We start from the raw sequence: 16447 nt of genomic DNA, 5'->3' as shown, positions 1-16447 counted from the left end.
ATGAATTCGCATTTATCCTACGTAAAACCTTACATACCACTGATAATGACGATAAATTTACTCAAACCATACCTATATCTTTTTATAACGGTGGTTATTTCCCATCCCTGGCATTTTGAAGTGCCGACAAGTCAATCTTTGTCATCGGCATAAAGGCCGCTAATGTGCGGTTAATCTGTTCACGGCTGCCGTCTTTTAACACATCCGTCATTAAAACAGTGGCCACCTGCCATGACACACCGAATTTATCTTTTAGCCAGCCACATTGTCCGGGTGTGCCGCCATCAGCAGTAAGTGCATACCAGTAATAGTCTATCTCTTCCTGTGTTTCGCAAGGTATCAGCAATGATACTGCATCGTTAAAACCAAACTGATGCGGGTGCGCGCTATCCATAGCGGCTATCCAGGTTTTGTTTGCATAAAAATCAGCAAACATTATGGTACCTTCTTTATCAGGTTCCATGCCTGCCGGGTATCGTGCGGTATTGCCCCGCTTGCCATCCTTGAAAACTGAAGTATAAAAGTCTATAGCTTCTTCTGCCCTGCCTGCCACCTCACGGGTAAACATCATGGATGGTACAATAACCGGGCGCTCCTCGCCTGCCGGGTTTGTCAAAATTAATTGCCATGATACGCCATATTTATCGCTGACCCAGCCATAACGTTCGCTAAATGGGTAGCGGTCCAAAGGCATCATGATCATTCCGCCATCGGTAAGTTTTTCCCATGCCTTATCTATACGTTTGGCGGCGTCTGCGTCGCGCGACGGATCAAAGTTGATCATGAACGAAATAGCCGGCGTTGGCTTCATTCCTCCCGGGCCTGAGCTAATGCCCATAAACGGCTGCCCGGCGACGGTAAACTCAACCACGTCGCAATAGCCTGATCCCATATCAAATTTATTTGATCCGGTTATTACCGAATCAGGCAGTAATGAAGTGTAAAATTCAGCGGCTTCGCGGGCCAGGTGCTGGTCGAACCAGATATGCGGTCTGATGGCTAACATAAGGCAAATTGATTGGTTATTGTAAAAATAACGGTTTCAGAGGTTTATTGTTCGATTAAAATAAATTAGCGGAAGCATCGGACACCTGGGGTTGCAAAAGCTCAGGCCAGCAGGTATCATTGTATATCCAATTATTTAAGCCACAATAATGATGTTTTTAAAAAACAGCGGCATAATAGGCGTATGCTTATTTTTAATGATCACCGGTACCGTTAAAACCGATGCCAAAGCTTTTACAACCGATGTCAAAATACAAAATTTAAAGTGTGCGTATCTGAGCAATCCGATAGCCATAGACGAACGGTATCCTGTATTAAGCTGGCAGCTAACATCGTCGCAACTGGCTAAAAGTCAGACAGCATACCACGTTTTGGTGGCTAGCAGCCGGGCTTTACTAGCGCAAAACAAAGGCGACTACTGGAACAGCGGCAGGGTTGCTTCAGCAAACTCCACCCAGGTTGTTTATAAAGGAGAAGCATTAGCATCCCGGCAAAGAGTATATTGGAAAGTGATGATATGGGATGAAAAGAATCAGCCCTCGGCCTGGAGCGCAACAGGCTCCTGGCAAATGGGCCTGTTAGCTGCGACAGACTGGAAAGCCAGATGGATCGGTGAAACGGTCGATCAGGCTGCAAACAAAGCAGTAACCTACCCCGCGCCCTACTTCCGAAAGGAATTCGTCAGCCAAAAGAAAATACTAAAGGCCACTGCCTATGTAAGCGGGCTGGGTTTCTATGAACTGTACATTAATGGCAAAAAAATAGGCACCCAGGTATTGGCCCCTGCTATTACCAATTACGATGTGCGCCCACTGAAAAAGTTGCTTTACCCGTACGATGACCAATCTACGCAACGGGTTTTGTACAATACTTTTGACGTAACGCAAAACATCGCACCAAACAAAAACGCAATAGGTATTGTATTGGGCAACGGCTGGTATAACCAACGCGACCGTACCGTGGAAGGTACGATGTGGTACGACACGCCTAAGCTGATATTTCAATTAGAAATAGCTTACACTGACGGCAGTAAACAAATCATCACTTCTGACAAGAGTTGGAAAACAACAACCGGCCCGTTATTGCACGACGGCATTTTTAGCGGCGAGACCTATGATGCGTGGCTTAACCTTGCCAACTGGAACCAACGCGGCTATAACGATGCAGCCTGGCAGCCAGCCATAACTGTAAGACCGCCAACGGGCGGCCTGCACCCGCAAACGGCGCCATTTGATAAAGTGCTGCGTATCTTAAAGCCTAATTTCGATGGCAGGATCAATGACTCTGTTTATCAATACCATATCAACGAAACGGTAGCAGGTTGGGCAGCTATTAAGGTTAAAGGTGCTGCTGGCAGCCGGGTTAAAATCAGGTACATCAGTGAGGAAGGGAACGATTACGGCCAGTTTGATACCTATATTTTAAAAGGCGGTAGTACAGAAAGCTGGGAACCAAAATTTACCTGGCATGCCTTCAGGCGGATGGAAATAATCAGCAAAGATGTACAGCTTGATGCCGGGAGTGTTGTTGTTAAAGATGTACACACCGATGTTGACCACAATGGCACTTTTGAATGCTCTAACCCTTTATTTAATAAAATAAACGAGGCTTATTTAAGGACACTGCGAGCCAACCTGCATGGCAGCCTGAGCAGTGATTGCCCGCATCGCGAGCGTCTGGGCTATACGGGCGACGGGCAGGTAGCCATGGAAAGCGCTTTGTTATCATTTGAGCTGCCGCAGTTTTACCGAAAATGGTTTGATGATATGGGCGATGCGAGAAATCATAAAACCGGCTTTGTTACCCATACGGCACCATTTGCGGGCGGCGGCGGCGGCCCGGCGTGGGGATCGGCCTATGTAATTATGCCTTGGTTATATTATACTTATTATGGCGACGCAGGTATACTGGCGCAACATTATACCGGTATGAAGCAATGGGTAAGCTACCTGCAAACCCGCACCGATGATCGGGGCCTTATTACGCACGAAGAACCCAAAGGCTGGTGCCTGGGCGACTGGTGCACGCCTGATCGGATCCAGCTGCCCGAGCCGCTGGTAAATACGGCTTACTTTTATAACGTAACCACCACCATGGCCAAAGTAGCCGCACGTTTAGGTAAAACAGCCGATCGAAAACAATTTGAAACCCTCGCGCAGCAAATAAAAACCGACTTTAACCAAGCTTACTACCACGCCGATAAAAATACCTATTGGGAAGGCCGTCAAGGCGCAGATGTGCTGGCGCTGGCTTTTGATTTAGTGCCGGATAACGATCGCGAAGCGGTATTTAACTCATTGCTTGATCATCTGGCTAAGCTCAACTACCATTTTGACACCGGTATTTTAGGCACTCCCTTATTGCTTAAAGTACTGTCGGCTAATAACCGCGACGACATTGCTTTTAAAATAATGAACCAGAAGGATAGCCCAGGTTTTGGTTACCTGCTGGACAGCAAAAACAGCACGCTTTGGGAGCAATGGGACGGCGGCGGATCGCACACCCATCCTATGTTTGGCAGCGTTGTGCAGTGGTTCTACTCTGCTTTGGGTGGTATAAAGCCCGAGGCTGCCGGGATGCAGCATTTTACCATAGCGCCAAAACCCGTAGGCGATGTGAGCTATTGCAAAGCATCATACAATAGCCTGTTTGGCAAGATCAGGTCCGAATGGAAAAAGGCAACCAATGGCGACTTGGATGTATTAATCGAAATACCGGCGAATACTTCAGCAAGTTTTGTTTTGCCTGATGGTGAAAATGTAATTAAAGACGATAAGGGCAAAAGCATTGCAACAACAAAGATTAACGGACAATACGTAGCTCAATTCAAGTCGGGTATTTATCGGTTTCAGGTTTTATAAAAACTTGCTGATTGATAGCTGCAGGAATAGTCTAAAACAAAAATGTCATCCTGAGCAAAGCGAAGGATCTTATTTAAGCGATTAGCAAAACGTATAAGATCCTTCGCTTTGCTCAGGATGACAATCGGTAATTAATTTTCTATATCTGTTAATACCCCCAAAGCGGCGGAATAGCATCAGCTTTTACGCCCCAGTTTTTGTTGGGTTTTGAGCCCATTACAAAATCCAGTTTGCCGCCGTTCATGATATCCTGTTGGGTGATATAAGCTTTATTGTAAGCCACCCCGTTCAGTTTAACCGACTGGATATAGCAGTTAGCAGGCGAGCTGTTTTTAACAGTTACATAGAATGATTTACCGTTGCTCAACTGCATTACCGCATCTTTTAAAATTGGTGAACCGATAGCGTAAACACCGTTAGCCGGGTTTACCGGGTAAAAGCCCATTGAGCTAAAGATATACCATGACGCCATCTGCCCGCAATCTTCATTACCCTGGTAACCGGATGATGAATTGTTATACAATTCATTTAAAACCTTAGCTACGTAAAACTGTGTTTTCCAGGGCTGTCCGGCATAGTCATATAAGTAAGCAATATGGTGGCTAGGCTCATTACCATGCGCGTACTGACCTATAAAGCCCGAAGCGTTACCATTAACGTCGCCGGGTTTATTGGCTAAAGTAAAGAAGGTATCCAATTTTGCGGTGAATTTTTGATTACCGCCCATCAGGCTGATCAAATCAGGTACGTTTTGAGGCACGTACCATGAATATTGCCACGCATTAGCTTCGGTATAGGGGCTACCTCCGTTGCCGCCGTAATCAAGCGGGTTAAATGGCGTTAACCAGTTTCCATCTTTATTTCTGGCCTGGAAAAAGCCGGTTTTAGGATTGTAAAGGTTACGATAAAATGCAGAGCGTTTCATAAAATGCTCATAATCGGCAGTCTTGCCCAGTTTCTTAGCCAGTTGCGCTACGCACCAATCGTCATAAGCCATTTCGACAGTAATAGAAACCGATTGTGATTCTACGTCCTCCGGAATATAACCGTATTTCTCCCAGGCGGTAAATGCCGAACCAGGGTGATCAGTAGTTGACGATCCTTTAATAGCCTCATAAGCTTTCTCAGCATCAACGCCCGGCAAGCCTTTTAAAACTGCATCTACAATTACCGGGATGGAGTGGTTACCTATCATACAATAATTCTCATCGCCCCATAATTGCCATATCGGCAGGTAACCGTAGGTATTATATTGTCTGATCATGCTGTTAATGAAGGCAGCATCTTTCTCCGGCTGAATTAAAGTATACAGCGGATGCGCCGCGCGATAGGTATCCCACAAAGAAAAAGTAGAATAATGCGCTTTATCAGGCGCATTGCCGATGGTAAAATTAGTGGCCTGGTAATCGCCGTTTACGTCGGCTACGTTATTTGGCTGTGTGAAAGCATGGTATAAGCCGGTATAAAATATTTGTTTTTGCTGCAGTGTACCGTCGATCCGGATTTTTGACAATTCAGTTTCCCACTGCGTAGCGCTTTGCTGGCTCACTTTGTCAAAATCCCAGCCGGCTACTTCAGCCTGCATGTTTTGACGGGCATTCTCTACACTCACCGGCGACAGGGCTACTTTTACCATTACCTGCTCTTTATCGCTGGTTTTAAAGTTCAACGCAGCTCTTACAGCAGTACCGTTAATAACCGGAATACCCTGAACCATGCGGCCGCCATTAGCTAATACCGTGCTGGTAAACGGCTTTGAAAACTCGGCATGGAAGTAAACTTTGCGCAATCTGGCCCAGCCGGTCAAAATACGGTAACCCTCAATGGTGGTATTATTTACCACTCTAATTTCGGCACCTATGATACGGCACTCCCAGTAATTTCTTTTCTTATCCAATGAATGGTTTAAGTCGATGACGATATGTGCGCTATCGCTTTTGGGGAAGGTATAACGATGTAAGCCCACGTGCGAGGTTGAAGTGAGCTCAGCATTGATGCCGTAATCCTGCAGCATCACCTGGTAGTAGCCGGGCTTTGCAGACTCCTGCTGATGCGAAAAAGCTGAGCGGTAACCGCTGCCTTTAACTTCAGCCTTACCTGGATCAAGTTTTATTTTACCCGTGGTGGGTATCATCAACACATCGAACAAATCGGCAACGCCGGTACCGCTTAGGTGCGTATGGCTAAAGCCAACAATAGTTTTGTCATTATAATCATAACCTGATGCCGGATCGTCCGGAGCGTCGCGGGTATCAGGACTTAGCTGTACGAAAGCAAATGGTGTAGTAGGCCCCGGGAAATTACTACCCGAAAGGCTGTTCTTATCCACCGCGCCCGTCCCAATGAAGGGGTTTACGAATTGACTAACGTTGGTGGCTTTATTAGTTTGTGCAAATAGCGATTGCCCTGAGATTAAGGCAGCAGCAACGAAAAGGATTTTTTTCATGCTACAATATTAAAAAATATTCAGCATGGTTATAGTAGCCCCGGTTAAGTTATGCGTTACACCAAAGTAATTTTAACCCCCATTGATTCCAACTTTTCGGCAATATGCTCAGGCAGGTTTTTATCGGTTATAATCTCGTCTACCTCATCTATGCCGCATATTTTACCGAAGCCGCGTTTACCAAACTTGGTCGAATCGGCAATTACGATAGTTTTTTGCGATATTGACATCATTTGCCGGTTAAGGTGGGCCTCCATGGCGCTGGTGGTGGTAAGGCCAAATTCAAGGTCAATACCATCAACCCCTAAGAAAAATTTGCTGCAAAAAAAGTCGGCCAGTATGCTTTCGGCGTAGGGCCCCATAACCGATGACGAGCTTTTTCGTAATATACCGCCCAACTGAAGCACCTCAATATTTTGATGATGGATAAGTTCAAGCGCAACATTTAGCGCCGAGGTTATCACCGTTAAATTGCCAACGGGCTGAATGTTTCTGGCTAGAGCGAGTACAGTGGTTCCCGATGCGATCAGTATAGAATCATCAGGCTGAATCAAGCTGGCTGCCGCCGCCCCTATTTTTGCTTTCTCTGCCGATTGAAGCTTTTCCTTTTCATTTACCGGCCGGTCGGTCGCGTAGGGATTGTTTTGAGTAGCGCCCCCGTGCGTGCGGAAAAGACAGTTTTTATCCTCCAAAAGTTTCAAATCCTTTCGGATAGTTACGGATGAAACCTCCAATTGGGTACACAGATCCAGTACGGTAACACTTCCGTGCTGCTGTATCTGGTCTAAAATATGCTGATGTCTTTCGGTTAAAGTACTCATTTACGCAGTCAAATGTAACGCAATTTAACAGGATTTCGGCGTATTAGTGAATAAGTAAAGTGTTAATAATTAAATGGGCACAAATAATTTTAAGTTTCGATTTATTTCATATAATTGTTAAATGTTTCATTTTAAAACAAAACGAAACATTTGCGCCATATAACCGAAATGATAGGAAATATAATTAGTTTTAAAAGGGAAGAACATTTACTGGAACTGGATAGAACAAATCTATGGGACATTATCATTATCGGAGGTGGTGCGACAGGCCTGGGCACAGCGGTTGATGCAGCTTCAAGAGGCTACAAAACCTTGTTGCTTGAGCAGGAAGATTTTGCAAAAGGCACCTCGAGCCGTAGTACCAAACTGGTGCATGGCGGCGTACGTTACCTGGCACAGGGCAATATAGGTTTGGTTTATGAAGCCTTGCGCGAGCGCGGATTATTATTGCAGAATGCGCCCCACCTGGTAAAAAAGCAATCTTTTATTATACCCTGTTATAGTTGGTTTGACAAGTTAAAATATTTGCTGGGCCTGAAAATGTACGACTGGCTGGCGGGCAAATACAGCTTTGGTAAATCGGTTTCACTTTCGCGCGATGAAGTTATCGGCGCCATTAACGAAATTGAAGCCAAAGGATTAAAAGGCGGTATTAAATACTGGGATGGCCAGTTTGATGATGCCCGACTGGCTATAAACCTCGCCCAAACATCGGCACAACAAGGCGGTGTACTGTTAAATTACATAAAAGTTACCGGCTTGCTCAAAAACCGGGATAATAAAATAAGCGGCGTAATTGCACGCGATAAAGAAACCGGTAGAACCTATAACCTGAACGCTAAAGTTGTTATAAATGCGACAGGTGTTTTTGTAGACAAGATATTGCAGATGGACAGCGCCGCGCAAAAACCGCTGGTTAAATCGAGCCAGGGCGTGCATGTGGTTTTAGCTAAATCTTTTCTGCATGGTGACAACGCCGTTATGATTCCTAAAACTTCTGATGGCCGTGTGTTGTTCGCTGTGCCATGGCATGACCATGTTTTGGTTGGCACTACCGATACCCAATTGGATAGCCATAGCATTGAACCGGTTGCTTTGGATGAAGAGATAGACTTTATCCTTAAAACCGCAGGACAATACCTCATTAAAGCCCCTACCCGCGCCGATGTGTTATCGGTATTTGCTGGTCTGCGACCATTGGCCGCGCCTGACAAAGGAACTGGCGCTACCAAGGAGATATCCAGAAGTCATAAGCTTATTGTTAATAATTCAGGACTGATCACCGTTACCGGGGGCAAATGGACAACCTATCGAAAAATGGCAGAGGATACGGTAGGTCAAGCCATCAAAACCGGCGACTTAGCCGCTAAACCTTGTGTTACCCGCGACCTTAAAATTCACGGTTATATAAACGGCAAATGGGGAGAAAACTTAGCTGTTTATGGCAGTGATGCGCTATTAATAAATAAGTTGATTGAAGCACAACCCAGGTTGGGTGATTTATTGATTGAAAATTATACCTATTTACAAGCAGAAGTAATTTGGCATGTAAGCTATGAAATGGCCAGAACTGTTGAAGATGTACTGGCCAGAAGGCTAAGATTATTATTTTTAGAGGCAGACGCCGCTATAAGTGCGGCACCAATAGTAGCCAGGTTAATGGCCGGCGAACTGAACTATGACCGGGCCTGGGAAGAGGCTCAGGTTAAAAATTTCAACTTATTGGCCGGTAAATATTTAACCAAACCAATTAGTTGAACAAATATATTTGTAAATAAACCAATTATACCAAACCTATTTTAATAATGGAGAAGTACATCTTGTCGTTAGACCAGGGCACTACCAGCTCGCGGGCTATTATTTTCAATAAGGCTGGCAGCATTGTAGCCGTTGCGCAAAAAGAGTTTACGCAAATTTACCCGCAACCCGGGTGGGTTGAGCATGACGCGCGTGAAATTTGGTCGACCCAAGCCTCTGTAGCTGCCGAGGTAGTGATTAAAGCCAATTTAAAATCTACCGACATAGCAGCCATAGGTATAACCAATCAGCGCGAAACTACGGTTGTTTGGGACAAAGCCACCGGCGAACCAATATACAATGCTATCGTTTGGCAGGATCGGCGTACTGCGTCGGTATGCGACGCGCTGCGCGCTAAAGGCGCCGACAAGATCATCCAGGAAAAAACGGGACTGGTTTTAGATGCTTATTTCTCTGCAACCAAAGTGCAGTGGATACTGGATAATGTACCAGGTGCACGCGCAAAAGCCGAAGCCGGCGAACTGAAATTTGGCACCATTGATTCATGGCTGATCTGGAACATGACCGCCGGTAAAGTACATGTAACTGACGTAAGCAATGCATCACGTACCATGTTGTATAACATCAATACTTTACAGTGGGATACTGAATTATTGGCTATGTTTAATATACCACAAAGCATGTTGCCTGAGGCAAGATCAAGCAGCGAAGTTTATGGAGAAACAGCGGGTAATGTACTGGCAGCTAAAATACCTATCGCCGGCATAGCCGGCGACCAGCAGGCGGCCCTGTTTGGCCAAATGTGTACCCAAACAGGTATGGTTAAAAACACCTACGGCACCGGCTGTTTTATGCTGATGAATATCGGCGACAAACCAATTATCTCTAAAAACAATCTCATTACTACCATCGCCTGGAAAATCGGCGACAAAGTGCAGTACGCGCTTGAGGGCAGTATATTCATTGCCGGCGCGGTGGTACAATGGCTGCGCGATGAGCTGAAAATCATCCATACATCTGCCGAGGTTGAAGAACTTGCAAAAAAAGTAAGCGATGCCGGCGGCGTATACCTGGTACCGGCATTTGCCGGCCTGGGCGCACCGCATTGGAACCAGCACGCCCGCGGTACTATTTTCGGGATAACCCGCGGTACAAACAATTCGCATATTGCACGGGCAGCTTTAGAAAGCATTGCTTACCAAACCCTCGAGGTATTAAAAGCTATGGAGGCCGATTCTGGCGCGCAGATACAGCAGTTACGCGTTGACGGCGGCGCAACGGCCAATAACCTGTTAATGCAGTTTCAGGCGGACATTTTAAAAACCCCGGTGGTGCGACCTGAAGTTACCGAGGTAACCGCCATTGGCGCAGCCTACCTGGCGGGCCTTGCTACGGGCTATTGGAGCAATGTCGATGAGATACAAAAACAGTGGCAAATTAACCGGACTTTTAACCCCGACACTGCGCTGAAAACCGACGATATGGTGAAAGGCTGGAACAAAGCCGTATCGGCCGTAAAAGTATGGACCGAATTATAAACTCAAACATTAACCAAATCAATTAAGAGATGTCAGAATTTACCGCCGAATTGATCGGCACCATGTTCCTTATTTTGTTAGGTAACGGCGTAGTTGCAAACGTAGTTTTAACTGGTACCAAGGGCCACAACAGCGGCTGGATGGTAATCACAACGGGCTGGGCCCTGGGCGTATTTGCCGGTGTTGTTATAGCCGGGCCATACAGCGGTGCGCATTTAAACCCCGCTGTTACCATTGCCCTGGCTATTGCGGGACAGTTTGCCTGGGCCAAGGTACCTATGTATATCGCAGCACAGTTTATTGGAGCCATGCTCGGTGCATTTTTAGTGTTCCTGATGTACCGCGACCACTTTTTTACCACGAAAGATCAGGGTACCAAAGCGGCAGTGTTTTGCACATCGCCGGCTATTACAAATCCGCTATCTAATATTATTAGTGAGGTTATAGGCACCTTTGTATTGCTGTTTGTGATATTCTATTTCACCAAAGCCGATATGGGGCCTGACAAAACCCCTATAGGGCTTGGCTCGTTAGGTGCACTGCCGGTATCGTTATTGGTTTGGGCCATAGGTCTTTCTTTAGGTGGAACTACAGGGTATGCTATTAATCCCGCCCGCGATTTAGGTCCGCGTATTATGCATGCAATTTTGCCAATTCCCGAAAAAGGCAGCAGCGGCTGGCGTTACGCCTGGGTACCGGTTGTGGGTCCTATCATAGGGTCGGCGGTAGCGGCAGGGTTGTATCTGGCTTTGAAGTAGATTAAAACCCGGCCAACAATTGTTTTGGTTAATGCCGCTTAAGTGATAATTTGCAGCCACATTTTATTACTATGAAACGCCTATTAGCCATATCAGGGAGCCTACGCAATGGATCATCAAACCACGCCATATTACAACATCTGGGCACATTGTTGCAACCGGATATTGAGTATACCATTTATGACGACCTGGCAAATATCCCCGCTTTTGACCCCGCCCTTGATAACGATATGCCGCCCGCGGCGGTAGCTAATCTGCGCAAACTATTAGCGGAAGCCGATGGTGTGATTATATGCACACCTGAATATGCGTTCGGGGTACCGGGGGCATTAAAAAACATGCTGGACTGGCTGGTATCGAGCAGCAGTTTAGTAGATAAACCTGTTGCATTGATCACTGCATCATTAGGTGGTGAGTATGCTCATGCCTCGCTCCTGCTTACGTTGGGTGCGCTCACTGCCAAACTTTCTGACGATACCAACTTGCTCATTCAATTTGTCAGATCGAAAGTTGCGGCTGACGGAACTATTACCGATAAGGAGACAATTGAAGGGTTGAATGATTTATTGAGAATTTTTTTAGCCACTTCCAATTAGTCATTTACTTCAAAACGAAACATTATAGACAAATTCTTATAACTGCACTAGGCTTTGTGCCGCGGCCCGCAAGTTATACGTACGCAAAGCCTCAATAATGGAATCGTAGAACTTATCTTATTTCGCTTTTGGTTTTGGCGGCGGCGGTGGCGCTTGAAAAGTTGGTAATACATTTCCTCTTACTTTACCAATGGTATCTCTTGGGATCCTAATTACTTCAGATGGAAAGTTTACTTTAGCTTTTGAATTTTTATCATTCATAATGCATATTTATTAAAATTATTGATAAACCAAATAGAAATTTCAAGTTTACTTAGTCTTTGGCGGTGGCGGTGGTGGCGCTTGGAAGGTTGGCAGAATATTTCCCTGTTTAACGGTTCCATCATTGGGTGTAATAATTTTGATGCTCTCTGGCACTGAGTTTGGTTTTGAATTTTTATCGCTCATTATTATTGAATATTGAAGTTTCTGACCAAATATCCTGATGTTTCGACATCAGCTTTTTCTTTTATTTTTTTATTAACCGATTTAATTATTTCTTTTATTACTTTATTTACTTCTTTTTCCGAGGTTTTAATCTGATAATATTTTTCTTGGGCTTCCTCATCAGTAATTCTTTCATTTTCATAATCATGCCATAACTTTTCTATATTGTTATAGTAATCAAAATAAAAATCTGATATTAAATCTAACTTTTCTATTTGCTTATCAGACGGAATTAAATGAACTTGAAGTAGTTTTAATAATTGAACAGTTGATATTATAATACATGCCATCAGGGGGAATGATTTCCATATGGTCCATCCCATAACACCAGCACTTGAAAGAGCAAGAGTGAACATATTAAAATAATTAAGCAACTGCTTTTGTTTAGCTAGCAAAAACACGCAATAGTATTCATGATGCTTGGATTGAGTTAGTTCATCCCAAATACGAGTTCGCATATTCAAATTTATACTAAAATATTTGGCATAGATAAAATAAAATGATAAATTATTGAGTAAGTTTTCAACACTCAAAAGTTATTAACATCTCTTACATTTAGATTAGACTGACAATTTGACAACCTCGCCTACTTTGGAACGCGCATTGATGTTGCAGAATGTCATTATCATTAATCTAAACAAATCAATAATAAAATTATGCAAGAAAAAGGAACCATTTCGATTCACACCGAAAACATTTTTCCGATAATTAAAAAATTCCTGTACTCTGATACCGAGATATTTTTACGCGAGCTGGTATCAAACGCCGTAGATGCTACACAAAAAATTAAACGACTGGCATCATTAGGTCAATATGGCGGCGACCTGGGCGACCTGCGCGTTGAAGTTGCATTCGACGAAGCAAAGAAAACCATTACCATTTCTGACAATGGTATCGGTATGACTGCCGACGAGATCAAAAAATATATCAACCAGATTGCTTTCTCGGGCGCTACCGAGTTTATGGAGAAATTTAAAGAAGCCAAGGATGCCAACGAGATTATCGGTCGCTTTGGTTTAGGTTTCTACTCTGCCTTTATGGTGGCTGACAAAGTGGAGATCGAAACTTTATCCTATCAGGACGGAGCTGAGCCGGCACACTGGGTTTGCGATGGCAGCACTGAGTTTGAGATTAGCGCAGGCAGCCTGGCTGAACGCGGTACGGAGATCACCCTGCACATCAACCAGGAAAGCGAAGAGTTTTTAAGTAAACACCGCCTACAAGAAATTTTAGATAAATATTGCCGTTTCCTGCCTATCCCGATCAAATTCGGTACAAAAACAGAATCTGTTGAAGATGGTGTGGATGAAGAAGGCAAAACCAAATGGAAGTCTGTTGAGGTTGATAACATTATCAACGACACTAACCCTATCTGGACCAAAGCCCCTTCTGAATTAAAAGATGAAGACTATCTGGATTTTTATAAACAGCTTTATCCGTTTAGCGAAGATCCGTTGTTCTGGATTCACCTGAATGTGGATTATCCGTTTAACCTTACCGGTGTATTGTACTTTCCGAAACTGAAAAAAGATTTCGAAGTACAACGTAATAAGATCAAATTATTCTCCCGCCAAGTATTTATTACTGACGAGGTTAAGGATATTGTACCTGAATTTTTGATGTTGCTTCACGGTGTGATAGACTCGCCAGATATCCCGCTGAACGTATCGCGAAGCTTTTTACAAGCCGATAGTAATGTTAAAAAGATCAATAGCTACATCACTAAAAAAGTGGCTGATAAACTGGCCGAGCTTTTCAAAAACGACCGCAAGGCCTACGAGGAAAAATGGGCAGATATTGGCCTGTTTGTAAAGTATGGTATTATCAGCGAAGATAAATTTTATGACAAAGCCAAAGACTTTGTTTTGCTGACCAACACGGCCAAAGAAAACTTTACACTCACCGAATACAAAGATAAAGTTGAAGGCACGCAGACTGACAAAGACGGCCAGTTGGTTTATTTGTATACCAATGATCCTTCCAAACAAGATTCATTCATTCAATCGGCCAATAAAAAGGGATATGATGTACTGTTGATGGACTCGCCTATCGATAATCACTTCATTAGCCACCTGGAGCAAAAACTGGAGAAAACGCAGTTAAAACGTGTTGATGCCGATGTTACCGATAAACTTATCAAGAAAGACGAAGCTCCCGAAATGGTATTAACCGAAGAGCAAACTAATAAGGTTAAGGCCATTTTTGATAAAGCGATTAATAAGCCCGCGTATAAAGTTGAGGTAGAAAGCCTTCACCCTGAAGAGCTGCCGGTAACTGTGACGATGGACGAGTTTATGCGTCGTATGAAAGATATGGCAGCCATGGGCGGCGGAATGGGCTTTTATGGCAGCATGCCTGATAACTACAAAGTAGTAGTTAACGGTAACCATAAACTGGTAAGCCGCATTTTGCAAGACAATAATGAAGGTGCGCAATCGCAACTGGCTAAACAGGCGTTTGATCTGGCGCTACTTTCGCAAGGCCTGCTTACCGGCGCCGATTTAACCGAGTTTGTAAATCGCAGTGTTAATTTGATATAATACGCGTGCTCTTTTACCAAGCTTTTAAAAAGAAAGCCGCCGACACAGTTGTCAGCGGCTTTCTTTTTGCTCGCTATTTAATCATGAGGACTAAAAACACAAAAGCCCTGCTGATTCAGCAGGGCTTCGTTTTCTATAATCCTAATATCTATTTAGGAAGTAAACACCTGATCAAATTGATTTACTGAATCTTTACTTTCAAGGTCTGAGTGCCCCATCAGGAACTCGTCCACTTTACGTGCACATTCGCGGCCTTCAGAAATGGCCCAAACCACCAGTGACTGTCCGCGGCGCATGTCGCCTGCTGAGAATACTTTGCTGACATTGGTGCGGAAAACGCCTTCTTTAGCATTCACATTCTTTCGTCCATCCAGTTCAACACCTAAATCTTCGATCATACCGAAGTGCTGCGGATGCAGGAAGCCCATCGCCAGAAATACTCTTTGACAAGGGATTTCGCGTTCAGAACCTTCTACCTCGGTAAATTTCACCGGGCGGCCCAGGAAGTCAGTTTCCCATTCAACATCAGCAATGCGCAACGCTCTTAGTTCGCCATTCTCATCGCCTAAAAACGCTTTGGTATTGATACCCCAGTGGCGCTCAACACCTTCTTCGTGCGAAGTGGTAGTTTTCAGCAACATCGGGTATTGCGGCCAAGGCATGTGTTGCGTACGTTTTTCAGGCGGCTGAAACATTACCTCAAACTGTTTAATTGACTTAGCTTGCTGGCGATTAGATGTACCCACGCAGTCAGAACCGGTGTCGCCACCCCCAATAACTACAACATCTTTACCGGTTGCTAAAATATCTTCGTGTTTAATTGGCGAATTGCCAACGCGCTTGTTTTGCTGTTTCAGAAAATCCATCGCAAAGTGGATGCCTTTCAACTCGCGGCCCGGAATAGGCAAATCGCGCGGGATAGTTGAACCGCCGGCCAATACTACCGCATCGTGATTTCGAACAATCTCTTCAGCAGCAATATCTTTACCTACTTCAGTATTAGTTTTAAATACCACACCGTCTTTCTCCATTACTTCAAGACGACGATCAATAACGTTTTTCTCCAATTTAAAGTCAGGAATACCGTAACGCAGCAAGCCACCAACTTTGTCATCGCGCTCAAAAACAGTTACTTCATGACCGGCTTTGGCTAATTGCGCCGCAGCCGCCAAACCAGCAGGGCCAGAACCAACAACAGCTACTTTTTTACCGGTTTTAACCAGTGGTGCCGTTGGTTTAACCAACCCTTTTTGGTAAGCAATCTCAATGATATGCTTTTCAATCTCCTCAATAGCTACGGCCGGTTTGTTAATACCCAATACACAGGCCGACTCGCATGGAGCCGGACAGATACGGCCGGTAAATTCTGGAAAATTGTTAGTTGATGATAATATCTGATAGGCTTCCTCCCATTTTTTGTTGTATACCGCATCATTAAACTCAGGGATAATATTGCCCAGTGGACAACCTGAGTGGCAGAACGGAATACCGCAATTCATGCAGCGGGCCGATTGTTTGTTTAACTCTTCGTCAGAATATAACTTTTCAAATTCGTTATAATTTTTTACACGTTCTGCAGGCGATAATTTTTCAGGCATTTTCCTGTCAAACTCCTGAAATCCTGTTGGTTTTCCCATC

General features: G+C 44.5%; 12 protein-coding genes. 6 read left to right on the top strand and 6 right to left on the bottom strand.

Annotation, left to right across the window (positions count from 1 at the left end; genetic code table 11):
• Nucleotides 1-94 precede the first annotated feature (94 nt).
• Nucleotides 95-1006, bottom strand: coding sequence for a VOC family protein (locus ACFS5N_RS03145; RefSeq protein ID WP_377182139.1), 912 nt, complete (start codon nucleotides 1004-1006; stop codon nucleotides 95-97).
• 148 nt (nucleotides 1007-1154) lie between these two features.
• Between ACFS5N_RS03145 and ACFS5N_RS03140 the strand changes: the two genes are divergently transcribed.
• The gene (locus tag ACFS5N_RS03140) at nucleotides 1155-3866 is read left to right on the top strand and encodes a family 78 glycoside hydrolase catalytic domain (RefSeq protein ID WP_377182137.1); all 2712 of its coding nucleotides are present in this window, start codon (nucleotides 1155-1157) and stop codon (nucleotides 3864-3866) included.
• A 148-nt stretch (nucleotides 3867-4014) separates the two neighbouring features.
• Here the strand turns inward: ACFS5N_RS03140 and ACFS5N_RS03135 are convergent, their stop codons facing one another.
• Both ACFS5N_RS03135 and ACFS5N_RS03130 read right to left on the bottom strand, forming a co-directional pair.
• Nucleotides 4015-6312 (bottom strand): GH92 family glycosyl hydrolase, encoded by a 2298-nt coding sequence (locus ACFS5N_RS03135; protein WP_377182135.1) that lies wholly within the window; start codon nucleotides 6310-6312, stop codon nucleotides 4015-4017.
• 56 nt (nucleotides 6313-6368) lie between these two features.
• Nucleotides 6369-7133: a DeoR/GlpR family DNA-binding transcription regulator gene (locus tag ACFS5N_RS03130; protein WP_377182133.1), complete on the bottom strand. Its 765-nt coding sequence runs from the start codon at nucleotides 7131-7133 to the stop codon at nucleotides 6369-6371.
• Between the two features lie 168 nt (nucleotides 7134-7301).
• Between ACFS5N_RS03130 and ACFS5N_RS03125 the strand changes: the two genes are divergently transcribed.
• The 4 genes from ACFS5N_RS03125 to ACFS5N_RS03110 all read left to right on the top strand — a co-directional run bounded on the left by ACFS5N_RS03125 (nucleotide 7302) and on the right by ACFS5N_RS03110 (nucleotide 11783).
• Nucleotides 7302-8891 (top strand): glycerol-3-phosphate dehydrogenase/oxidase, encoded by a 1590-nt coding sequence (locus tag ACFS5N_RS03125; RefSeq protein WP_377182131.1) that lies wholly within the window; start codon nucleotides 7302-7304, stop codon nucleotides 8889-8891.
• A gap of 47 nt (nucleotides 8892-8938) precedes the next feature.
• Nucleotides 8939-10429, top strand: a complete 1491-nt coding sequence (glpK, locus tag ACFS5N_RS03120; protein WP_377182129.1) for a glycerol kinase GlpK — start codon at nucleotides 8939-8941, stop codon at nucleotides 10427-10429.
• A gap of 29 nt (nucleotides 10430-10458) precedes the next feature.
• Nucleotides 10459-11187 carry an MIP/aquaporin family protein gene (locus tag ACFS5N_RS03115; protein WP_377182127.1) on the top strand — a complete coding sequence of 243 codons (729 nt, stop codon included), beginning with the start codon at nucleotides 10459-10461 and terminating at the stop codon, nucleotides 11185-11187.
• Between the two features lie 71 nt (nucleotides 11188-11258).
• Nucleotides 11259-11783 (top strand): NADPH-dependent FMN reductase, encoded by a 525-nt coding sequence (locus ACFS5N_RS03110; protein WP_377182125.1) that lies wholly within the window; start codon nucleotides 11259-11261, stop codon nucleotides 11781-11783.
• A 117-nt stretch (nucleotides 11784-11900) separates the two neighbouring features.
• On the opposite strand, the gene ACFS5N_RS03105 is transcribed toward ACFS5N_RS03110, so the two are convergent.
• Nucleotides 11901-12044, bottom strand: coding sequence for a hypothetical protein (locus tag ACFS5N_RS03105; protein ID WP_377182122.1), 144 nt, complete (start codon nucleotides 12042-12044; stop codon nucleotides 11901-11903).
• Between the two features lie 188 nt (nucleotides 12045-12232).
• Nucleotides 12233-12802 (bottom strand): hypothetical protein, encoded by a 570-nt coding sequence (locus tag ACFS5N_RS03100; protein WP_377182120.1) that lies wholly within the window; start codon nucleotides 12800-12802, stop codon nucleotides 12233-12235.
• A gap of 123 nt (nucleotides 12803-12925) precedes the next feature.
• Here ACFS5N_RS03100 and htpG point away from each other — a divergent pair, with 123 nt between their 5' ends.
• Nucleotides 12926-14809 carry a molecular chaperone HtpG gene (htpG, locus tag ACFS5N_RS03095; RefSeq protein ID WP_377182118.1) on the top strand — a complete coding sequence of 628 codons (1884 nt, stop codon included), beginning with the start codon at nucleotides 12926-12928 and terminating at the stop codon, nucleotides 14807-14809.
• A 152-nt stretch (nucleotides 14810-14961) separates the two neighbouring features.
• On the opposite strand, the gene ACFS5N_RS03090 is transcribed toward htpG, so the two are convergent.
• Nucleotides 14962-16446: a glutamate synthase subunit beta gene (locus ACFS5N_RS03090; RefSeq protein ID WP_377182116.1), complete on the bottom strand. Its 1485-nt coding sequence runs from the start codon at nucleotides 16444-16446 to the stop codon at nucleotides 14962-14964.
• Nucleotide 16447: the final 1 nt, after the last annotated feature.

Origin of the sequence: Mucilaginibacter ximonensis (genome assembly GCF_042686265.1) — a bacterium.
Classification (GTDB): Bacteria; Bacteroidota; Bacteroidia; order Sphingobacteriales; family Sphingobacteriaceae; genus Mucilaginibacter; species Mucilaginibacter ximonensis.
The sequence above is the reverse complement of the archived record's forward strand: the minus strand, read 5'-3'. Positions and strand labels throughout refer to the sequence as shown.